We start from the raw sequence: 20,692 nt of genomic DNA, 5'->3' as shown, positions 1-20,692 counted from the left end.
GGTGACCCGGTGGCTGATGCGGTCCTGGAAGCGGTGCTGGAGCGGATCACGTTCGCCAATGAGGAGACCGGCTACACGGTGGCCCGCGTCGACACCGGGCGCGGCGGGGAACTGGTGACGGTGGTCGGGTCGTTGCTCGGCGCGCAGCCCGGCGAGTCGATCCGGATGCGCGGGCGGTGGGGGTCGCACCCGCAGTACGGCAAGCAGTTCCACGTGGACGACTACACGACCGTGCTGCCCGCCACCATCCAGGGCATCCGGCGTTACCTCGGATCGGGCCTGATCAAGGGCATCGGGCCGGTGCTGGCCGACCGGATCGTCACCCATTTCGGTGTCGACGCGCTGGACGTGATCGAGAACGAGCCGCAGCGCCTGATCGAGGTGCCCAAGCTCGGCCCGAAGCGCACCAAGCTGATCTCCGCCGCGTGGGAGGAGCAGAAGGCCATCAAGGAGGTCATGGTCTTCCTCCAAGGCGTCGGCGTGTCGACGTCGTTGGCCGTGCGCATCTACAAGCAGTACGACGACAAGGCGATCGACGTCGTCCGCCAGGAGCCCTACCGCCTGGCCAACGACGTCTGGGGCATCGGGTTCCGCACCGCCGACGTGATCGCGAAGGCCGTCGGCATCCCGCACGACAGCCCGCAACGGGTGAAGGCCGGGCTCCAGTTCACGCTGTCCGAGGCCACCGGCGACGGCAACTGCTACCTGCCCGAGAACGAACTCATCGGTGACGCGATCAAGATCCTCCAGGTCGACGCGGGCCTGGTCATCGAGTGCCTGGCCGAGCTGGTCGCGGAGGAGGGCGTGGTCCGCGAGATCATGCCGGACGGCGAGCCCGGCATCTACCTGGTCGCGTTCCACCGGGCCGAGATCTCGCTGGCCAACCAGCTGTTGCGGCTGCTCAAGACCGGTGACGAGCGGATGCCCGCGTTCCAGAAGGTCGATTGGGAACGCGCGTTCGCGTGGCTGGGCGCGTCACTGGAGGACAAGCAGCGTGACGCCGTCCAACTCGCGCTGACCAGCAAGGTCGCCGTGCTGACGGGTGGGCCGGGGTGCGGCAAGAGCTTCACCGTGCGGTCGATCGTGAAGCTGGCCGTGGCCAAGGGGGCGAAGGTCGTGCTGGCCGCGCCCACCGGCCGGGCGGCCAAGCGGCTGACCGAGCTGACCGGGCACGAGGCCCGCACGGTGCACCGGCTGCTGGAGCTGAAGCCGGGCGGTGACGCCGCCTACGACCGCGACCGGCCGCTCGACGCGGACCTGGTCGTGGTGGACGAGGCGTCGATGCTCGACCTGCTGCTGGCGAACAAGCTGGTCAAGGCCGTCGCGCCCGGTGCGCACCTGCTGTTGGTCGGTGACGTCGACCAGTTGCCGTCCGTCGGCGCCGGTGAGGTGCTGCGGGACGTGCTGTCCGAGCGGAGTCCCATCCCGAACGTCCGGCTCACGCACATCTTCCGGCAGGCGCAGCAGTCCGGCGTGGTGACCAACGCGCACCGGATCAACAACGGCGATTACCCGATCGTGCAAGGGATGCCGGACTTCTTCCTGTTCCCGGTGGAGGAGGCCGAGGAGGCGGCGACGTTGGTGGTCGACGTCGTCGCCAACCGCATCCCCCGCAAGTTCGGCCTGAAGCCGCGCACCGACGTGCAGGTACTCGCCCCCATGCACCGGGGAGCGGCGGGCGCGGGCGGGCTGAACGCGTTGTTGCAGGAGGCGCTGACACCGTCCAAACAGGACATGCCGGAACGTCGGTTCGGCGGGCGGGTGTTCCGGGTGGGCGACAAGGTCACCCAGATGCGCAACAACTACGACAAGAACGTCTTCAACGGCACGCTCGGTGTGGTGACGGACATCGACCTGGTGGAGCAGAAGCTGACCGTGCGGACGGATGAGGACGAGGACGTCGACTACGAGTTCGGCGAGCTGGACGAGCTGACGCACGCGTATGCCATGACGATCCACCGTTCGCAGGGCAGCGAGTACCCGTGCGTGGTCATCCCGCTCACGACGAGCTCGTGGATGATGCTCCAGCGGAACTTGTTGTACACGGCGGTGACGCGGGCGAAGAAGCTGGTGGTGCTGGTCGGATCGCGCAAGGCGATCGGACAGGCGGTCCGCACCGTGGGCGCGGGACGTCGGCACACGGCGCTGGACCACCGGCTGGCTCAGCTGCTCTGAGACTTCAGCTGCTCTGGAGCATGCCTTCGTCCAACGCCGCCCGGTCGGCCGCTTCGGCGAACGCGGTGCGGAAGTCGGCGATCTCCGTGCCGCCGAGCTTGATCACGTGACCGTTGGTGTCCCAGATCTCCACCATGCCGGCACTGACCGCGATCGAGCACACGGACGGCTGGTCGTGGTTGTCCGTGCACCGCACCAGCCACTCCCGCTTGCTCTCCATGGTGTCCCCTTTCGAGTGGTTCGAAGTCTGCTGAGGCCCGTTCCGACCGGCCTGATTGCTAGCCTGGACTGAGTCAGGTCTCCACGCAACTGCTGCACAGCAATTGACACGATCGGATGATCCCGATGCCCATGACGCCGACTGTTCGGCTCAAGTTCCTGTCGATCTACATGCGCGAGGCGCGTGAGCGTGCGGGCGTTGAGCCGAAAGAGGTCGCCAAACTCCTCGGCCGCGACACCACACGTGTCACGAAGATGGAGAAGGGTCGAGAGGGCCTGACCCCCGGCGACGCCAAGATGCTCCTCGACCGCTACGACGTGCACACCGAGGAGCAGAAGCTGGAGATCATGGAACTGGCGCGAACCCGCTCGCAACGCGGGCGCTGGGCCAACCACCGGGCGATCGTGCCGCTCCAGCAACGCGCTTACCTCGACTTCGAGCAGGACTCGAACGTCATCCAGCACTACGGCATGGAGATGATCCCCGGCCTGTTGCAGACCGAGGACTACATGCGGACCGCACTGGGCAACCACTTCAAGATCGACTCACCGGAGGTGGTCGAGGACGTGGTGGCCACCCGGTTGGAGCGGCAGGAGATCTTGTTCCGCCAGGTGCCCGCGACAGCCGGCTTCGTGCTGAGCGAGAGCTGCCTGCGCAGGTCGTTCGGCCGCAACGCGGTCATGCACGAGCAGATGATCCACCTGGACAAGCTCGCGCGACGACGGAACGTCCGCATCCAGGTCCTCCCCTTCGACGCACCGGTCAGCGGCGGTGTCCCGTTCAGCTTCACCATCCTGCGGATTCCGGCTCCGACGAGCGCGCCGCCGCTGGAGATGGTCTACGTCGAGAATCTGCACGACGCCGACTACCTCGACGGCGCTAACGAGGTCGCCGACTACACAGACCTGTGGAGCAGCCTTACGGCCGACGCTCTGAACCTGGAACAATCGAGGAAGTTCATCCAAAGCGTGGCTGATCACTACGCCTGATCCGAGAGGTGATCCCCGCATGACTCCGGACTTCTCCGCCGCCACCTTCAAGACCTCCAGCCGCACTGACGGCACCGGGACGTGCGTCGAAGTGGCCGTGGTGCCGGGGTTTGCGGCCGTGCGGGACACGAAGTTCCGCGCGGGTGGGCATGTTGCCGTCCCCGCGCGGTCGTTCGCGGCGTTCCTGCGGGCGGTCGCGGCCCGCTAGCGCATCGGGAACGCGACGTCGCAGACCTCGTCTTCAGGGCCCGCGCTGTCGAAGTCCGTGAAGTAGATCTCGCGCGGTGAATCGTGGATCGTGAACCCGTTCTCCTTGATCCACACCGCGACGGCGTCGTAGGCCGACAGGATCTGCGGGAACACCACCTGAGCCTTCGTCAGCCGCACGTACGCCTCCCGGTGCGCCGGTTCGATCCGCGCCGCCACACCGCTCGGCGGCCCGTCCGTGCCCACCGGGAAACAGGCCTCCACCGGTCCGTCGCTCTCGTCGTTCACCTCACCGTGGTAGACGTAGAACGGCGCGGCCGACGTGCCGCCGTAGCCCTCGGCCGCCCGGAGCAGCCTGCCCATCGAGTCGCCGATCCACTCCTCCAGCGCCGGCTGGAGCAGGTGCCGCTGCTCGGTCAGAACCACCTGTTCGGGCACTTCACGCTGCTTGACCTCGTACATGTCCAACAATCCCTTTCCTCCGGACAACACGACGCGGAGGTGGGCGGCCAGACCGCGTTGCACGGCCATCCGGTGCTCGACCTCGGCCCAGTAGTCGGCCACCAGCCGAGCCCGGTCGTCCTCGGGCGCGGCGACGATCCTCGCCACCACGGCCAGCGGCATGTCGAGCCTGCGCAACAGCGCGACCAGGCGTGCCCCGGCCAACTGCTCCTCCCGGTAACGCCGGTAGCCGTTGCCCGAGTCGATCTCGGCCGGCCGTAGCAACCCCTGTCGCTCGTACAGCCGCAACGCCTTCACCGACAGCCGCGACCGGCGGGCGAACTCGCCGATGCCCAGTAGCCGTGCCACCCCCGCATCCTCCATGCCGACGACCTTGCGGGCTGCCCCAAGGGACGGGTCAAGCGGCGCGTCCCGCCAAACGGGGTCACCGCGTCGAACGCCTGCGAAGCCGACCCCGGTGTGGGCAGAATCCTCAGGTCACAGGCGTTGTGGGGGCTCATGAGCGATAATGGGCCAAGCCTGCTGACCGGCCTGGTGAGCGCCGAGGCGGCAGTGGCTTTCCAACGGCTTTCCCGCCTGCCCGGTCTCCCAGTCGGCCGCGGCGGTGGTGCGGCTACTGGCGGTAACCCTCCACGGTGCGGGGGTCACGGGCCTCGGCGCCGTCCGGGTCCATGCCCGCCGCCCGGCGTGCCCGGCGTTGGCGCAGCAGGTCCCACGTCTGGTCCAGGGCCACTTCGAGGTCCCGCAGCCGCCGGGCGTCACCGTCGCTGAGGCCCTCGCCGATGCGCGAGCCCTCCAGCCGGTGCTCTTCCTCCACCAGTTGCGTTATGCGCGCGACTAGTTCTTCGTCCGTCACGACTCCTCCTCCATCCGGACCAAGATCCGGGGTACCTCACGAGTATCCGTCAAAACCCGAGGCCGTAACGGGTGAGGTATGGCCGGTTGGCGGGTGTTGCGGGCGGCTTCCGTGGCCCATCCTCCGATTCACCCTGCCTAGGAGGAACAACTGTGAAGTCGAGGAGACGCTCCCTGCTGGCACTGGCGATAGCCGGTGTCGCGGCGGCCGCCGTGGTCACCGGGGGCACCCCCGGCACCGCCGGTCCCGCCCCCGAGGTCGCCGCGGTGCAAGCCGGGCCGACCTACGTCTACAAGGTCCACGCGCCGCTCGGCGCCGCCGCCCAGAACCTGCTCGGGCGCGGCTTCGACGTGCTGGAGGACCGGGACGGTGACTACCTGTTCGTGCTCGGCGACGCCACCACCGGCCAAGGCCTCAAGCAGGCCGGGTTCACCGCCGTCATCGACGAGGTGCTGCCCGCACCGGAGTGGCAGCCGCCCGCCAAGAAGTCGCAGTCGCCCACGTTCGAGGCGGCCGACATCAACGAGACGTACTACGGCGGCTACCGCACCATCAACGCCCACTGGTCGCACCTCGACCTGGTCGGGCAGCAGTACCCGGCCCTGACCACGCTGGTCGACTACGGCGACTCGTGGCGCAAGACCCAGGGTTCGGGTGGGTACGACCTGCGCGCCATCTGCATCACCAAGAAGAACGCCGGCGACTGCGCGCTGAGCCCGACCGCGCCGAAGCCCCGGTTCTTCGTGATGGGTCAGCTGCACGCCCGCGAGCTCACCACCGGTGACATGGCGTGGCGCTGGATCGACCACCTGACCACCGGTTACGGCGTCGACGCGGAGGTCACCGCGCTGCTGGACACCACCGAGGTGTGGGTCGTGCCGATCGCCAACCCGGACGGCGTGAACATCGTGCAGCAGGGCGGCAACTCGCCGCGCTACCAGCGCAAGAACGCCAACACCACCAACGGCTCGAACTGCTCCGGCACGTCGTCGTCGCAGGTCGGCGTCGACCTCAACCGCAACACCGACTCGCACTGGGGCGGCGCGGGCACGTCGACCGACCCGTGCGCCCAGACCTACAAGGGCCCGTCGGCGAACTCCGAGGTCGAGACGCGGTCGCTGCAGTCGTTGTGGCGCAACCTCTACCGCGACCGCCGCGGCACCGGCACGACCGACGCCGCGCCCGCCGACACGACCGGTGTCGTGGTGTCCATGCACAGCTACTCGAACCTGATCCTGTTCCCGTGGGGCTGGACCACGGCCTCCAAGGCGGGCAACGACGCGTCGCTGCGCGGGATGGCGGCGGACCTGGCGTCGCTGGCCGGTGGCTGGCAGTACGGGCAGCCGGGCGAGGTGCTGTACAACGCGGCCGGCGCGACGGACGACTGGGTGTACGACGACCTGGGCGTGGCGTCGTTCGTGTGGGAGGTCGGGCCTTCGTCCGGTACCTGCTCCGGGTTCTTCCCGGCGTTCTCGTGCCAGACGTCGACGTTCTGGCCGAAGGTCAAGCCGATGCTGATGTACGCGGCGAAGAAGGCGACCAACCCGTACGGCGGCGGCGGTGGCAACCCGCCGGTCGGGTGCGCGAAGGCCACCAACGACACCGACGTGGCGATCCCGGACAACGGCGCCGCGGTGACCAGCACCATCACCATCGCCGGGTGTGCGGGCAACGCTTCGTCGTCGTCGCAGGTCGAGGTGCACATCGTGCACACCTACCGGGGTGACCTGGTGATCGACCTCGTCGCGCCGGACGGCACGGCGTACCGGTTGAAGGCGTCGGGCAACGACTCAGCCGACAACATCGACACCACGTACACCGCGAACGTCTCCTCGGAGGCCCGCAACGGCGCCTGGACGCTCCGCGTCCAAGACGTCGCCTCCGCGGACACCGGCCGCATCAACTCCTGGAGCCTGACCGTCTAATCCCGTCCTGAACGTCGAACTCGGCATACCTGAACGTAGGACACACCGCGCCTGAACGTAGGACACACGCGCGTGTCCAACGTTCAGAACGCGCGTGTCCAACGTTGGGAACGGGCATGTCCAACGTTCGGAACAGGTGAGTTGAACGTTCGGGTGGACGGGGAAGGGCCCTGCGGGCAGGTGTCCGCAGGGCCCTTCGGGGTGGTGCGTGGGGTTACTTGAGGCCGTTGCCCATGGCGGTGATGAGTTCGCCGTTGGTGGTGTCGCCGTCGAGGGCCCAGAAGAAGGCGCCGCCGAGGCCCTGGTTCTTGGTGTAGGTCATCTTGCCGCCGACGGTGGCCGGGGTGTCGTAGCTCCACCACTGGTTGCCGCAGTGGGCGTAGGCCGTGCCCGCGACGGTGCCGGTGGCCGGGCACTTGGTCTTGAGGACCTTGTAGTCCTCGATGCCCGCCTCGTACGTGCCGGGCGCCGCGCCGGTGGCCGTGCCGCCCGGAGCCGACTGGGTCACGCCCGTCCAGCCACGGCCGTAGAAGCCGATGCCGAGCAGCAGCTTGGCCGCGGGAACACCCTTGCTCTTCAACTTCTGGATCGCCGCGTCGGAGTTGAAGCCCGCCTGCGGGATGCCGGCGTACGAGGTCAGCGGGGAGTGCGGAGCCGTCGGGCCCTGGGCGTTGAACGCGCCGAAGTAGTCGTAGGTCATGACGTTGTACCAGTTGAGGTACTGCGCCGCGCCGCCGTAGTCGGCCGCGTCGATCTTGCCGCCGTTGGAGCCGTCCGCCGTGATGGCCGCCGTCACCAGGTAGTTGGCGCCGAACCGGGTGCGCAGCGCCTGGGAGAGCGTCTTGAACGAGCTGAAGCCGGTCGTGTCGCAGGTCAGACCGCAGGCGTTCGGGTACTCCCAGTCGATGTCGATGCCGTCGAACACGTCCGCCCAGCGCGGGTCCTCCACCAGCCGGTAGCAGGACTCGGCGAACGCGGCCGCGTTCTGCGACGCCTGGCCGAAGCCGCCGGACCAGGTCCAACCGCCGAACGACCACAGCACCTTGATGTGCGGGTACATCTTCTTCAGCTTGCGCAGTTGGTTGAACGAACCGCGCAGGGCGCCGGTGTCCCACGTGTCCGCGACGCCGTCGACGGAGTTCGCGGCGGTGTAGGCCATGTCGTAGTCGGCGTAGGCGTCACCGATGGTGCACTGGCCGTTCTGCACGTTGCCGAACGCGTAGTTGATGTGCGTCAGCTTCGCGGCCGAACCGCTGGTGTGGATGTTCTTCACGAAGTACTGGCGGCCGTAGACACCCCACTGGGTGAAGTAGCCGAGGTTCTTCCGCGAGCCGACCGGCGGGTTGCTGGTGGTCGTGGTCGGGCCGGTCGTGGTCGTCGTCGGTCGAGTCGTCGTAGTGGTCGTGGTTGTGGACGTCGGGCTGGTGCCGCCGGCGTCGCAGGAGGCGCCGTTCAGCTTGCAGTTGGCCGGTCCGCTGTAGGTGCCGGTGTAGGTGACGTTGAAGCCGAAGTTCGCCGAACCGCCGACACCGACGGAGCCGTTCCACGTGTTCTTGACCGTCACGTGCTGGCCGCTGGCGGTGTAGGAGCCGTCCCACAGGGAGCTGATCTTGTGGCCGGCGGGCAGGTCGAACTCCACCGTCCACGAGGTCAGGGCGGACGTGCTGCCGTTGCTGATCGTGTACTTGCCCTCGTAGCCGGTGCCCCAGTCCGAGCTCTTGCCGAAGGTGGCCGAAACGCCGCCCGCGCCGCTCGCCGCGGGCGCGACGACCAGCCCCACCACCAACGTGGCGACCGCCACGAACAACGCTGTGACATGCCATCGGATCTTGGACATCGTGCTCCTCGTGCAGGGAAGGAGTGCAGGGTGAGATCACGATGTGGTTCAGACCACTTCACGGTCAAGGTCTAGACCATTCTCGTCACTCGAAAGGACTAGCGCCAGAGCCCTCGGAACCGGTTCAGCGGCTGGACGACCACTAAGGGTGGACGAGCCTAAAGTCTGATCACCTCTTAGACCAGGGTCCGACGTAGGAGCGCCGCCGAACGGTCAGACTCGGAGTCCTCAACGTCGAGAGGGAGGAAACGTTGATGGGCAAGAGGGGGATCGCCCTGGCGGCCGTCGTGGGGTTGGCGGCGCTAGGGCTCAGTGGGACGGCGGTGGCCGAGCCGACCACCGACCAGGCGAGCCGGATCGATCGCGAGGTCGTCCAGCGGGCGTTGGACGAGATGGCGCGCACCGGTGCGCAGGGGGTGCAGGTCCGGATCACCGACGGGCGGCGGCAGTTCACCGCCCGCAGCGGCACGGCGCTGGTCGACTCGCCGCGGCCGGTGCCGACCGACGGCCGGTTCCGGGTCGGCAGCATCACCAAGACGTTCGTGTCGACCGTCGTGCTCCAGTTGGTCGGCGAGGGGAAGGTGGAGCTGGACGCGTCCGTGCAGCGGTACCTGCCGGGGCTGCTGCCGGACGGCGACAAGATCACCGTGCGCAACCTGCTCCAGCACACCAGCGGCCTGTACAACTACACCGACGCGCTGCCGCTGGGGCCTGAGGGCTTCGAGACGATCCGGCACAAGACGTGGACGCCGGCGGAGCTGGTCGCCCTGTCCACGGCGAAGCCGCTGGACTTCCCGCCCGGCACGGATTGGCGCTACTCCAACACCAACTACGTCGTGGCCGGGATGCTGATCGAGAAGGTCACCGGACGGCCGTACGCGGTGGCGCTCACGCAGCGCATCCTGCGCCCGTTGGGGCTCACCTCGACCTCCGTGCCCGGCACGCGGACCGGCATCCCCGGCCCGCACGCGCACGGCTACTACCGGGTGGGCGGGCAGGTCGTGGACGTGACGGAGCTGAACCCGTCGGTCGCGTACGCGGCCGGTGAGCTGATCTCCACGACGGCGGACCTGGACCGGTTCGTCGACGCCCTGCTGGACGGTCGCCTGCTGCGGCCCGCACAGCAGGCGGAGCTGACGGCCGTGCTCCCGTACTCGGACGGCTACGGCCTCGGGATCTCCCGCGCCGACCTGTCGTGCGGCGTCACCGTGTGGGGACACGACGGCGGGATTCCGGGCTACATCAGCATGATGTCGAGCACCGAGGACACCAAGACCCGACTGACCGCCTCGATCACCACCGCACCCGACCCGGGCGAACTCGGCGGGGTCGGCGCATTGCTGGAGGAGGTGTTCTGCTGACGCGTGCGGTCAGGGTCGGAGCGCTGGCTGGTGATACCCAAGGGCGGGTTGAGTATCACGACGAGTCGGTAATGCGAATTCGGTAGCACTGGGCGTAGAAGGCGGTGCGGGGCTTCCCCTGGGGGGAGTGGGAAGCCCCGCACGCCGGTCCGACGGCACGTCCGGGGGCAGAACGGCGTCGGGAGAGGGGCGCGGCTGAGTGGACAGCCGGGTGCGCCCGGGTCAGGTCGAGGCCAGGAACGTCTCCAACTGCTGCACCACGAACGCGTGGTCCTCGGCTTGGGGGAGGCCGGACACCCCGACGGTGCCCACCATGCCGACGCCGACCACGTTCACGGGGAACACGCCGCCGTGCGCGGCATAGCGGTCGGGGTCAAGGCGGGAGTGCTCCTCGAACGTCTTGCCGCTCGCACGGAAGCTCTCGCCGACCCGGTACGAGCTCTGCGCGTACCGGTCGACCACGCGGCTCTTGCGGTCGATCCACTCGTCGTTGTCCGCGGAAGTCCCCGGCAGCGCGGCGTGGAACAGGCGTTGCTGCCCGCGTCGCACCGAGATCGTCACCGGCAACGCCTGGTCCCGGGCGGCGGACAGCAGGAACGCGCCCAGTGCCAGCGCCACCTCGTTGTCGAACGACGTGAACACCAGCCGGGACTCCTGTTCGACCAACGTCTCCAGCAAGCTCACAGCGACACCACCTGTCCGGTCCGGGCGGAGGTGAACGCCGCCTCGATGACTTCCAGCGTGCGCACCGCCGACTCCGTCGGCGCGAACGGCTTGTCCACCACGACCGGCAAACCGGCCTCGATCGCCGCCAGCGCCAACGGCACGTGCGTCCGGTTCGGGGTGGCGACCACGACCAGGTCCAGGTCCAGCGTGAACAGGTCCTCGATCGTGTAAGGCAGCTCGACACCGGGGTAGGCAGCCCCAGCCTGCTCACGTCGCACCGGATCGGCGGTGACGACGGCGCTCAGCTCCAAGCCGCGAGTGGCGGCTATCAGCGGTGCGTGGAACACGCGGCCGGCGATGCCGTAGCCGAGCAGTCCGGTGCGGAGAGACATGAGGGAGATTAAAGCAACGCCGTGTAGTAAAAAGCCAGGTGCGATGATGGACCCGTGGCCAACTTGCGCTTTCTGCGGGGGTACAACGACGCGGTAGTGCTGGGCTTGGCCCGGTCCGGCGCGGTCACCAGGGTCGAACTGGCCGACCGCAGCGGCCTCACCCCCCAAGCGGTGTCCAAGGTGGTGAGCAGGCTCATCGTCGACGGTCTGCTGGTCGAGTCCGGCACCCGCAACGTCGGCGTCGGCAAGCCGCGCACCCTGCTCAAGCTGGTCGCGGACAGCAGGCTCGCGCTCGGCGCCCAGGTCGAACGGGACGAACTGCGCGTCGTGCTCACCGACCTCGCGGGCACCGTGCTGGACCGCGCCGTCGCACCACTCCCGCGCGACTTCGACCCGCCGACGTTCGTGGAGGAGCTCAACCGCTTGGTCGACGGCCTGCGCAGCGACCGGCTCCGCAGCGACCGGCTTCTCGGGGTGGGCATCGGTTTCGTCGGACCGCTCGACCACCGCACCGGCGTGGTGCACTACCCGACCGGCCTGACCGCGTGGCACGACGTGCCGCTGCGCGCGTTGGCCGAGAAGCGGCTGGGCCTGCCGGTCGTGCTCGACAAGGACACCAACACGGCGGTTGTCGCCGAGGCGTGGCGGCGCGGCGAGGAGCTGCGGGACGCGGTGCTCGTGCTCGTCGGCACCGGTCTCGGCATCGGGATGCTGCTCGACGGCCGCGTGCACCGGGGCGTGCGGACCAACGCGGGCGAGTACGGGCACACCACCATCCAGCTCGACGGCCCGCCGTGCGTGTGCGGCCGGAGCGGGTGCATCGAGGCGCTGCACAACCTCGCCGCCGCACGCGGTGACCTGGTGGAGGCGACGTCCATAGTGGGCGTGGCCGTGGCCGATCTGGTGCAGCTGCTCGACATCGACCACGTGGTGCTGGCCGGTCGCGCGGTGCTCGCCGAACCCGCCGCCTACCTGGATGGTGTGCGGGCCCGGTTGCCCAAGGACGAGTGGCTTCCGGTGGACGTGTCGATCACCCCGTTGGGTGACGATGTGGTCGCGGCGGGTGCGGCCATGCTCCTCCTGAGCGAGTTCTACGGCCGCCCTAGGTGACTGATTTGGAGATGCCCTGCTCACGGGCACCCGTGCGGGTGATTCACTGTGCAGCATGTATGCGCTCCGGTACGCCGTCGGCACCGACCCCGGCCTGCGCCGTGAAGCGAACGAGGACTCGGTGTATTTCAGCGAACGCCTGTTCGCCGTCGCCGACGGCATGGGCGGTCACGCGTACGGCGAAGTGGCGAGTTCGATCGCGGTGGCGGTGCTGGCCGACCTCGACGTGGAGGCCGACGACCCCCTCGGTGAACTGTCCGGCGCGGCGCGGGAGATCGCCATCCGGCTGACGGACCTGGCCGAGGAGAACTTCGACATGCGCGGCATGGGCACCACGCTCACCGCGCTGGTGTGGGACGGGGAGCGGTTCGCGGTCGGGCACATCGGCGACTCGCGCTGCTACCTCGTCCGCGAGGGCGAGCTGACCCAGATCACCAGGGACCACACCATGGTCCAGGCGTTGGTGGACGACGGTCGGATGGCCGCCGAACAGGCCGCCGAGCACCCCGGCCGGTCCATGCTCATGCGCGCGCTCCAGGCGGGCAGCGCGCACGACCCGGACCTGTTCTTCCAGGACGTCGAGGCGGGCGACCGGTACCTGATCTGCTCGGACGGTCTGTCCGACGTGGTCGGCGCGGCCGAGATCGCCGGACTGCTGGCGGCCACCTCGGACGGTGACGAGACCGTGCAGGCGTTGATCCAGGCGGCGAACGCGGGCGGCGGACCGGACAACATCACCTGCGTCGTGATCGACGTGCTGCCGTCGGGCAACTCCTCGTGGCTGCCGAAGTGGCTGACCCGCTGACCCCTGGCTTCAGAGCGCTGAGAGCCAGGGTGCTGATCCGTGTCCACGCCGCCAGGACGGGCTAGGGCGCTGAGCCAGGGTCTACGTTGAGCCAGGGCCTAGGGCGTTGAGCCAGGGTCTAGGGCGTTGAGACGCCGAGCAGGTCGTGCAGTGCCGCCTCGCCGGTCGGGGTGAGGCGCACGGCGCGGCTCGTGCCGATCTTCCGGACCCAGTTGCGGGCGTGGAGTTGGGCGCACACGTGCGCGCCCGCCGTGCCCGCGAGGTGGGAGCGGCGCTCGGTCCAGTCCAGACATGCTTTGGCGAGCGGGCGGCGAGTGCTCGGTGGGGTGAACGCGAGTTCGTCCCTGAGCCATGCGAGGCCCTGGTCTGTGACCGCGAGGTCGTCGGTGAGCAGGCCGCGTGCGGTCATGGCGTCGGTGATGGCCACGCCCAGCCGTCCGGCCAAGTGGTCGTAGCACGTGCGGCCGCGTCGGAGGGCCTGGTTGGCGGCGGACGCGCTGAGCGTGGGTTTCGGCGGTTCGGTCGGTCCCAGGTAGCCGAGCAGGTCTTCGAGCAGCCGGGCCTGCTTCGGGCCGGCGAGTTGGACGTAGCGGTGGCGGCCCTGGCGGCGTTCGACCAGCAGTCCGCCTTGAACGAGCCGGGTCAGGTGCTCGCTGGCCGTCGAGGGTGCGACTTCGGCGGCGTTGGCCAGTTCGCTGGACGTCCACGCCTTGCCGTCCATGAGCGCGAGCAGGAACCGGGCGCGGCTGCGGTCGGCCAGCAACGCGGCCAGGTTCGCCAGTTCGTCGGCTGCCATGCCCGCCATTGTGCGCGCCCGACGCTTCGGTGTGCGCCGAAGTAAGTAAGGCTTATGTTCGCAGCATGACTTCGGAAGTTCTGCACAGCAAGGCTTACGTCGTAACGCCAGTGCCCGCAGCGGAGTCCGGGGTGGCGTGGCTGCGGGCCGGTGGGGCGCGGTTCAGCGAGGGTGCGGACCACGAGCGGCGGCGGGCGTTCGCGCGACGGACTCTGTCCACTGTGGATATTCAGTCGTTGCGGCGGGCGGGGATGCCGGTGGCGGTGTTGGCGGAGGCGTTGGGGCTGCCCCGGTCGGTCGCGTCGGATGTGGCGGTGGTGGCCACCTGCTATCAGCCGCATGTTGCGGTGACACGTGAGGCCGATGAGGCGGTGGCACGGCTGGTCGCCGCGTGTGGTGGGGTGTGGGACGAGGAGACGGCCAACCGGATCGGGTTGCTGGTGCAGGCGTGTGACGCGACGCGGGCGTTGATCGCCGGGGTCGAGCCGCCGGTCCCCATCACCCGCCGGGTCGCGCCTGATGGTGCGGTGGTCGAGGTGGATCTTCGTGACGCTTGGTTCGGGGCCGGGCGGCACGAGTGCCCGGGGCGGGCGCACGCGTTGGCGTTGGTCGAGGGCGCGCGGGCGTTCCACCGGTTGCACGACGGGTTCCTGGTGCTGCCGAACGCCTGGGACTTCGCGTCGGCGGCGGCTTTCGTGCGGGCGGGGTTCCCTGCGGTCGGCACGACGAGCCTGGGTGTCGCGGCGGCGCACGGTATCCCGGACGCGGCGGGGGCGGCGCGTGCGGAGACGTTGGCGTTGGCCCGGATGCTGGTCCGCCTGCCCGTGCCGGTCACGGTGGACGTCGAAGCCGGCTTCGGCGGTGACGTGCGTTCGTTGGCGGCAGAGCTCTGGGAGCTGGGCGTGGCCGGCGTCAACGTCGAGGACGGACGCGGCGAAGGCTTGGCCGACCCCGCCGATCAGGCCGCGATCGTGCGGGCGTTCAAGGAGGCCGCACCCGGACTGTTCGTCAACGCCCGCGTCGACACGCACTGGCTGACCGTGGACCGGGATTCCACAGTAGACCGCGCCCTGCGATACGTAGACGCAGGCGCCGACGGCATCTTCGTCCCCGGACTGAACGACGAACGGCGAATCGCCGACGTGGTCGCCGCCGTCCCCGTCCCCCTGAACGTCCTGGCACAGCTGAACATCAAGACCCTGCAAGACCTGGGCGTCCGACGAGTCAGCACCGGCTCACTACTCTTCCGCGCCGCACTAGGCGAGGCCGTCCGAACCGCCGAAGCCGTCCGAGACGGCACCCCCACACCCACCAACATCCCCACCTACAACCAAATCCAGTCCCTAACCCCCACCTCATAACCCAAACCCCGAGAGTCGAACCCTCACGTCGCGCGTGTCCAACGTTCAGAACGCGCGTGTCCTACGTTCAGAACGCGCGTGTCCTACGTTCAGAACGCGCGTGTCCAACGTTCAGGACCCCCGAGTTCAACGTTCAGGACCCCCGAGTTCAACGTTCAGAACAGGCGAGCGCGGGGCCCGAACGTTCCGAGTGCTCAACTCGCCTGTTCTGAACGTTGGACACGCCTGTTCTGAACGTTGGACACGCGCGACGTGAACGTTGGACACGCGGGGCCTGAGGGTTCGACTCTCGGGAGGGTTAGTTGGGGAAGGTGGCTGCTGCCCAGGTGGCTAGTTCGGCGGCGGCGGCGGTGGGGGATCCGGGGGACGGGGTGTTGGTGATCAGGGCGAAGTGCAGGCCGGGGGTGGGGGTGGACAGGAGTAGGCGGTTCACGCCGGGGGTGCCGGGTTCCGGTGCGACGGAGACGCGCTCGGTGCCGGTGTAGGAGGGGAGGCCGGTGAGGGTGGCCAGGGTGCTCACGACGGTCGTGGAGGCAGGGGTGAAGGACGACGGGAGGTGCAGTTCCGTCGGGGCGGTGAGGCCGCTGGAACGCCAGACGAGCACGCCGAACTGGCCAGTGCCGACCAGGGCGCGCACGGCGGGCATCGTGTCGGGGATCTTGTTCCAGGAGAGGACGGTACTGCCGTCCCGGGCGCGGTCCTCGTACGTGAACGCGAGCGTCTTGCCCGCGACGGCGCGCGGGAACAGCCGGTCGACGACGCGGCTTTCCACCGTCAGCACGGCGTTCCCGCTGTCGTCGAGGCGCACGGCGGAGAAGTGCTCGTCGTTCATCGCGTCACCCTCGGTGCGCACCTTGTCCGGGTTGTCGTTCATCAGCTCGTGGTGCCGCCCGTAGTTCACGTCCCAGTGCCACTGGCTGCCCGACAGCACCGGGCCGGACCCCGCCGCGCCGGCCCACCACCGTGCGCCCGACAGCCGGGAGTCCAACGCCTGGTACATCGCCTTCAGCACGGTCGGGTTCTTGTCGGAGGTGTAACCCGAGACCGGGTGCCCGAACTCCGACACGATCCCGGCCGTGCCGAGCGCGCTCGCCCGGTCACGAATCCGGCCGAACGCGGCCGTGTACTCGCCGTCGGCCGCCTTGCCCGGCTTGAGCACACCGGACTGCGCGGCGCCGTCGTAGAAGTGCGAGTTGAACACGTAACGGTTGCCGAGGGTGGAAATGCCGGGGAACCCACCGGGTTCGGCGAAGAAGTCCACGTTCTGGTTCCAGAACACCAGCGGCTCGACGAACGCCGGCTTGTCCGCCCACCCCGCGTCGTCCATCCGCTGCCGGAACTGCTGGTAGAACGGCCAGAGCAGGTCACGTTCCCAGCTCACGCCGTCCTGCCCCTGGTCGTACTTCCCGGCGTACGGCTCGTTGAGCGGGTTGACGCCGAGCACGAGCCGGAACGCCTCGGCGGACAGCCGCGACTTCACGTGCCGCATCGCCTCGCCCGCCTGGTACAGGAATTCGTCGCGGATGCGGATCGACCCCGCGGACGTGGTCACCTCGCGGTTGTGCCAGAAGTCGTACGTGGCGGCGGTGACCGCGTTGTTGTTCTTCATGTTCTGGCCCCAGTGCGCGCAGATCCCGCACGACTCCTTGGGGTAATTGCCCGCGCGCACGACCCACTCCGGCGCACCGTCGCCGGTGTACCAGCTGTCGCGGTTGAAGATGTACCGCGAGTACAGGTCCTGGTGGAAGTCGAGGTAGACCCGGATGCCCTGGTCGGTGAAGGCGCCGATCTGCTCGGTGACCCGGTCCAGGTAGGCGTGGTCGATCCGCCGCGGCTCGGGCTCGACCCACGCCCACGTGAGCAGGAAGCGCACCGCGTTGGCACCGGTCAGCCGGCGCATCGCCACCGCCGACGACCGGGCGTCCGCCGTGCCGGCGAACGGCAGGCCCCGGTTCTCGGCGAGCTTGGCGGTGCCGGAGACGTTGAACCCGCGCAGCACGACTTCACGCCCGTGCTGATCGCGGAACGTCCCGTCGGCAACGACCAGCGTGGCGCCGTCGAACGGGAGGCCTTCCGCGACCGCGACGCTGGGTGTCGTCAGTGACATCAACAGCAGCACAACCACGAGCATCGATCGCTTCACGAGCACGTCCGCCTCTCACTCCGCCGAAGATGAAGACGTTTCACGTTCAGCGTAGCGGATCAACGGCGTCGCACAAGCGAACGAGGTCAGAGGTCGAGCACCAATCGCGGCCCGCACGACCGTGACACACAGATCATCATCACGTCGCAGGCCTGCTTCTCCTCCTCGCTGAGCAGCGAGTCCCGGTGGTCCGGCACTCCTTCCAACACGCCCGTCTCGCACGTCCCGCAGGTGCCCTCCTGGCAGGAGGACAGCACGGTGACGCCCGCTTCTTCGAGGGTGTGCAGGATCGACTTGTCCTCCGGCACGACCAGCGTCCGACCCGATTGCGCCAGCTCCACCTCGAACGACGTGCGCTCACCGCTGTCGGCGCCCGCCTTGGGCGTGAAGCGCTCGACGTGCGCGCGACCGGGTGGGAGCCGCTGCTCCACGGCGGTGAGCAGCGGCTCCGGCCCGCAGCAGTACACAGCGGTCTCCGGCGCCTCCGACGAAACGAAGGAGTCGAGGTCCAGCAGCCCGGTCTCGTCCTGCGGCGCGACGATCACCCGATCGCCGTACTGCTCCCGCAACTGCGCGACGAAGGCCATCGAGGAACGCGTCCGCCCGCCGTACAGCAGCCGCCAGTCCGCCCCACGCTCGTGGACGGCGGCCAGCATGGGCACGATCGGCGTGATGCCGATACCGCCCGCGATGAACAGGTAGCGTTCCGCCGGCACCAGCGGGAAGTTGTTGCGCGGCCCGCGAATGCGCAGCGTGCTGCCCGTCGCGAGCTGTTCGTGCACGTGCCGGGAGCCACCGCGGCCCGCCGGCTCGTGCAGCACGGCCACCTCGAACACCGAACGGTCCGCCGGATCGCCGCACAGCGAGTACTGCCGCACGAGATCAGGCCCCAGCACCAGGTCGAGGTGGGCGCCGGGCTCCCAGGCGGGCAACGGCTCGCCGTCGGGGTGGCGCAGCGTCAGCCGCACCACGCCGTCGGCCACGACCTCCTTGTGCTCCAGCAGGACGTCGAACTCCACCACGGCGCGCGGCTCGGTGAACGTGGTCATCCGCACTTCTCCTCAGGCCTGGGCCCCGACGGGCTGCCGGTCGACAACGGGCTCACGGTCGGCGGGAGGTTGATCGGCGGGAGGCTGGTCGGGCTGCCGGTCGGCGGCCGGTGGTTCGTGGCCCTCCGGGTGGGCCAGCAGCCACTCCCACAGCTCGATCGGGTCTTCCGACTCGTGCTCCGCGCCGCAATGGCACACGCCGATCAACACGTCCGTGCCGAGTTCCCAGTGGATCCGGTAGACCGTGTTGCCGCGCAGCATCGCGACCCGGTCATTCATGCCCTGGCCGCCTTCACCGGCTCGTCGGACTCGGCCGCCATGCGCTTGAGGATGCGCCGCGCCGCCAGGCCGCCCGTGTCGATGTTGACCGACAGCTCCTGGTAGTCGGCGGGCTCCTTCTGGATCACCTGCTCCAGGATGTCCAGCGCGACGACGTCCTGCATCACCACCGTGCGGTTGTTCTCGCGCAGGAAGTCCGACACCTCCTGGTCGCCGAGGGCGAAGTCCCGCGCCACGGCCCAGAAGTCGTGGGTGCTGTGCTCGGTCTCCGGGGTGATGGCGTAGACGACCTCGACGTGGAAGGCGTCCGGGTCCGTGCCGTCCTCGTTGGGCAGCACGCCGACCGGCGCGATCCGGCTGTGCAGCAGGTACAGGCACGGCGGGTGGTACTCGATGTCCTGCCACCGGGTGATCCGGCCCTCGATGCCGGTGGACTTGGAGTAGAACGGCGGGCAGGCGGCGTCGGCCATGTGCCTGCTCACGTAGATGACCTTGTTGTCCTCGTCCACCTCGGTGGTGATCGGCGTGTTCGCCACCTCGGGCGTGCCGATGTAGCCGCCGTGCAGGTAGGTCTCGTGCGACAGGTCCATCAGGTTGTCCACCAGCAGCTCGTACCGCGCGGCCAGCGGCTCCATCCCGCACACCGTGGTGTACGCGGGGTCGGCCAGCCAGGGCGCCCGGGGGATCAGCGCCTCGTCGGCCTTGTCGCGCTCGCCGATCCACACCCAGACGAACGTGTCCTGCTCGACCACCGGGTACGACGCCACCCGGGCGGTGCGCGGAATCCGTGCCTGCCCCGGTACGAACACGCAGGTGCCGGTCTTGTCGTAGGTGAAGCCGTGGTAGCCGCAGACGATCGTGTCGCCTTCGAGCCTGCTCTCCGACAGCGGGTAGCGCCGGTGCACGCACCGGTCGGCCAGCGCCACGACCTCGCCCGTCTCCTCACTGCGGTAGAACACCAGAGGCTCGCCGAGGATCGTCCTGCCGAACAGCTCGCGCCCGATCTCGTGGCCGTAGGCCGCCACGTACCACTGGTTGCGTGCGAACGTCATGACTCTGTTACCTCCAGGTGTGGCGAGGTGGGGTATCCGTCGAAGTTAGGCTCCTACGTGTCGGCCGTCAAGAATGTGCCTAACATCGTCTCGACGAAGGAGGACGCCCGTGAACGGCTCCGGTTACGCTAGCCCGGTGACCTCGCACGACGATCCGCCGGTCCGGGGTGCCGGGCAGGAGGCGTCGGCGCGGCCGCAGTCGCTCATGCTCAGTTTCCTGGGCGTTCACGTGCTCAACCGGGGCATCGCGGTGTTCTCCGGCAGCGTGATCGACGTGTTCGCCCGGATCGGCGTCTCCGAGGAGGCGGTCCGCTCGACGTTGACCCGGATGGTCAAGCGGGACCTCCTGGTGCGGCACCGCAACGGCAGGCGGATGTACTTCGGCCTGACCGCACGCTCGGCGGCCGTGCTGGACGACGGCGAGCACCGGGTCTGGTACAGCGGCGCGGTCAACAGCGACTGGGACGGCACCTGGACGATGGTCGGGTTCTCCCTGCCCGAATCCTGGCGCAGCCAGCGGCACGACCTGCGCTCCCGTCTGGTCTGGGGCGGGTTCGGCCCGTTGCAGAACGGCCTGTGGGTCGCCCCCGGCGTGGTGGACGTGCCCAACCTGGTCGACGACCTCGACCTCAACGACCACCTCAACGTGTTCACCGCGCACACGGCCAAGCCGACCGAGGCCGACCAGATCGTGCACGCCGCGTTCGACGTGCCCGCGATCGCGGAGCGCTACCACGCGTTCCTGCGCCGCTGGGACGGCGAGTTCCCGTTGCCCGACGCCCCGGACGACCTGGCCCGGCAACTGCTGCTGCACACCGAATGGCTGCAACTGGTCCGGCAGGACCCCCGGCTGCCCGCCGAGCACCTGCCCGCCGACTGGCCCGCGATCCGCGCCGAACAGGTCTTCCACGGCCTCGCCGAGGCCTACCGCGAGCCGGCCCGGTCGATCGCGGAGTCGGTGCTGGACACCATCCCGGTCGACGGCCCGTCGACCGGCGCATGAGGGC

General features: G+C 69.0%; 20 protein-coding genes. 9 read left to right on the top strand and 11 right to left on the bottom strand.

Annotation, left to right across the window (positions count from 1 at the left end):
- Positions 1-9 precede the first annotated feature (9 nt).
- Positions 10-2,175 carry an SF1B family DNA helicase RecD2 gene (gene recD2, locus ALI22I_RS34615; protein WP_077009747.1) on the top strand — a complete coding sequence of 722 codons (2,166 nt, stop codon included), beginning with the start codon at positions 10-12 and terminating at the stop codon, positions 2,173-2,175.
- A 4-nt stretch (positions 2,176-2,179) separates the two neighbouring features.
- On the opposite strand, the gene ALI22I_RS34610 is transcribed toward recD2, so the two are convergent.
- A complete protein-coding gene (locus tag ALI22I_RS34610) occupies positions 2,180-2,395 on the bottom strand; it encodes a hypothetical protein (protein ID WP_077009746.1) in 216 nt (71 codons plus the stop codon).
- 131 nt (positions 2,396-2,526) lie between these two features.
- Between ALI22I_RS34610 and ALI22I_RS34605 the strand changes: the two genes are divergently transcribed.
- Both ALI22I_RS34605 and ALI22I_RS34600 read left to right on the top strand, forming a co-directional pair.
- On the top strand, positions 2,527-3,384 hold the full coding sequence (locus ALI22I_RS34605; RefSeq protein WP_238598727.1) for a helix-turn-helix domain-containing protein: 858 nt from the start codon (positions 2,527-2,529) through the stop codon (positions 3,382-3,384).
- A gap of 19 nt (positions 3,385-3,403) precedes the next feature.
- A complete protein-coding gene (locus tag ALI22I_RS34600) occupies positions 3,404-3,592 on the top strand; it encodes a DUF397 domain-containing protein (protein ID WP_077009744.1) in 189 nt (62 codons plus the stop codon).
- On the opposite strand, the gene ALI22I_RS34595 is transcribed toward ALI22I_RS34600, so the two are convergent.
- Both ALI22I_RS34595 and ALI22I_RS34590 read right to left on the bottom strand, forming a co-directional pair.
- Positions 3,589-4,401 carry a MerR family transcriptional regulator gene (locus ALI22I_RS34595; protein WP_238598726.1) on the bottom strand — a complete coding sequence of 271 codons (813 nt, stop codon included), beginning with the start codon at positions 4,399-4,401 and terminating at the stop codon, positions 3,589-3,591. The genes ALI22I_RS34600 and ALI22I_RS34595 overlap by 4 nt on opposite strands.
- 265 nt (positions 4,402-4,666) lie before the next feature.
- Positions 4,667-4,909, bottom strand: coding sequence for a DUF2630 family protein (locus tag ALI22I_RS34590; RefSeq protein ID WP_077009742.1), 243 nt, complete (start codon positions 4,907-4,909; stop codon positions 4,667-4,669).
- 152 nt (positions 4,910-5,061) lie between these two features.
- On the opposite strand from ALI22I_RS34590, the gene ALI22I_RS34585 reads away from it, so the two are divergent.
- Positions 5,062-6,834: a M14 family zinc carboxypeptidase gene (locus ALI22I_RS34585; protein ID WP_077009741.1), complete on the top strand. Its 1,773-nt coding sequence runs from the start codon at positions 5,062-5,064 to the stop codon at positions 6,832-6,834.
- 214 nt (positions 6,835-7,048) lie between these two features.
- Here the strand turns inward: ALI22I_RS34585 and ALI22I_RS34580 are convergent, their stop codons facing one another.
- Positions 7,049-8,671 (bottom strand): glycosyl hydrolase family 18 protein, encoded by a 1,623-nt coding sequence (locus ALI22I_RS34580; RefSeq protein ID WP_077009740.1) that lies wholly within the window; start codon positions 8,669-8,671, stop codon positions 7,049-7,051.
- A gap of 254 nt (positions 8,672-8,925) precedes the next feature.
- On the opposite strand from ALI22I_RS34580, the gene ALI22I_RS34575 reads away from it, so the two are divergent.
- Positions 8,926-10,032 (top strand): serine hydrolase domain-containing protein, encoded by a 1,107-nt coding sequence (locus ALI22I_RS34575; protein WP_077009739.1) that lies wholly within the window; start codon positions 8,926-8,928, stop codon positions 10,030-10,032.
- A 222-nt stretch (positions 10,033-10,254) separates the two neighbouring features.
- Here ALI22I_RS34575 and ALI22I_RS34570 read toward each other — a convergent pair whose 3' ends face one another.
- Positions 10,255-10,716 carry a heme-degrading domain-containing protein gene (locus ALI22I_RS34570; RefSeq protein WP_077009738.1) on the bottom strand — a complete coding sequence of 154 codons (462 nt, stop codon included), beginning with the start codon at positions 10,714-10,716 and terminating at the stop codon, positions 10,255-10,257.
- The gene (locus tag ALI22I_RS34565; protein WP_077009737.1) at positions 10,713-11,090 is read right to left on the bottom strand and encodes a Gfo/Idh/MocA family oxidoreductase; all 378 of its coding nucleotides are present in this window, start codon (positions 11,088-11,090) and stop codon (positions 10,713-10,715) included. Before ALI22I_RS34565 ends, ALI22I_RS34570 begins: the two co-directional genes overlap by 4 nt.
- A gap of 54 nt (positions 11,091-11,144) precedes the next feature.
- On the opposite strand from ALI22I_RS34565, the gene ALI22I_RS34560 reads away from it, so the two are divergent.
- Both ALI22I_RS34560 and ALI22I_RS34555 read left to right on the top strand, forming a co-directional pair.
- Positions 11,145-12,200: an ROK family transcriptional regulator gene (locus ALI22I_RS34560; protein ID WP_077009736.1), complete on the top strand. Its 1,056-nt coding sequence runs from the start codon at positions 11,145-11,147 to the stop codon at positions 12,198-12,200.
- A gap of 55 nt (positions 12,201-12,255) precedes the next feature.
- Positions 12,256-13,005 carry a PP2C family protein-serine/threonine phosphatase gene (locus ALI22I_RS34555; RefSeq protein ID WP_077009735.1) on the top strand — a complete coding sequence of 250 codons (750 nt, stop codon included), beginning with the start codon at positions 12,256-12,258 and terminating at the stop codon, positions 13,003-13,005.
- 118 nt (positions 13,006-13,123) lie between these two features.
- Here the strand turns inward: ALI22I_RS34555 and ALI22I_RS34550 are convergent, their stop codons facing one another.
- Positions 13,124-13,801, bottom strand: a complete 678-nt coding sequence (locus tag ALI22I_RS34550) for an ArsR/SmtB family transcription factor (RefSeq protein ID WP_238598725.1) — start codon at positions 13,799-13,801, stop codon at positions 13,124-13,126.
- Between the two features lie 65 nt (positions 13,802-13,866).
- Here ALI22I_RS34550 and ALI22I_RS34545 point away from each other — a divergent pair, with 65 nt between their 5' ends.
- The gene (locus tag ALI22I_RS34545; protein WP_077009733.1) at positions 13,867-15,162 is read left to right on the top strand and encodes an isocitrate lyase/PEP mutase family protein; all 1,296 of its coding nucleotides are present in this window, start codon (positions 13,867-13,869) and stop codon (positions 15,160-15,162) included.
- Between the two features lie 298 nt (positions 15,163-15,460).
- On the opposite strand, the gene ALI22I_RS34540 is transcribed toward ALI22I_RS34545, so the two are convergent.
- The 4 genes from ALI22I_RS34540 to ALI22I_RS34525 form a co-directional block, all read right to left on the bottom strand.
- The gene (locus ALI22I_RS34540) at positions 15,461-17,293 is read right to left on the bottom strand and encodes a cellulase family glycosylhydrolase (RefSeq protein WP_077010147.1); all 1,833 of its coding nucleotides are present in this window, start codon (positions 17,291-17,293) and stop codon (positions 15,461-15,463) included.
- 98 nt (positions 17,294-17,391) lie between these two features.
- Positions 17,392-18,354, bottom strand: a complete 963-nt coding sequence (locus ALI22I_RS34535) for a PDR/VanB family oxidoreductase (protein WP_077009732.1) — start codon at positions 18,352-18,354, stop codon at positions 17,392-17,394.
- Positions 18,355-18,366: 12 nt separating this feature from the next.
- Positions 18,367-18,633 (bottom strand): hypothetical protein, encoded by a 267-nt coding sequence (locus ALI22I_RS34530; RefSeq protein WP_077009731.1) that lies wholly within the window; start codon positions 18,631-18,633, stop codon positions 18,367-18,369.
- Complete coding sequence (locus ALI22I_RS34525; protein WP_077009730.1) at positions 18,630-19,685, bottom strand: aromatic ring-hydroxylating dioxygenase subunit alpha; 1,056 nt, start codon at positions 19,683-19,685, stop codon at positions 18,630-18,632. The genes ALI22I_RS34530 and ALI22I_RS34525 overlap by 4 nt, the downstream gene beginning before the upstream one ends.
- Before the next feature lie 136 nt (positions 19,686-19,821).
- Here ALI22I_RS34525 and ALI22I_RS34520 point away from each other — a divergent pair, with 136 nt between their 5' ends.
- A complete protein-coding gene (locus ALI22I_RS34520; protein WP_238598724.1) occupies positions 19,822-20,688 on the top strand; it encodes a PaaX family transcriptional regulator in 867 nt (288 codons plus the stop codon).
- Positions 20,689-20,692: the final 4 nt, after the last annotated feature.

This window comes from Saccharothrix sp. ALI-22-I (assembly GCF_001984175.1).
GTDB lineage: Bacteria > Actinomycetota > Actinomycetes > Mycobacteriales > Pseudonocardiaceae > Actinosynnema.
Note: the sequence above shows the minus strand (reverse complement) of the source record. Positions and strands in the feature narration are given on the sequence as shown.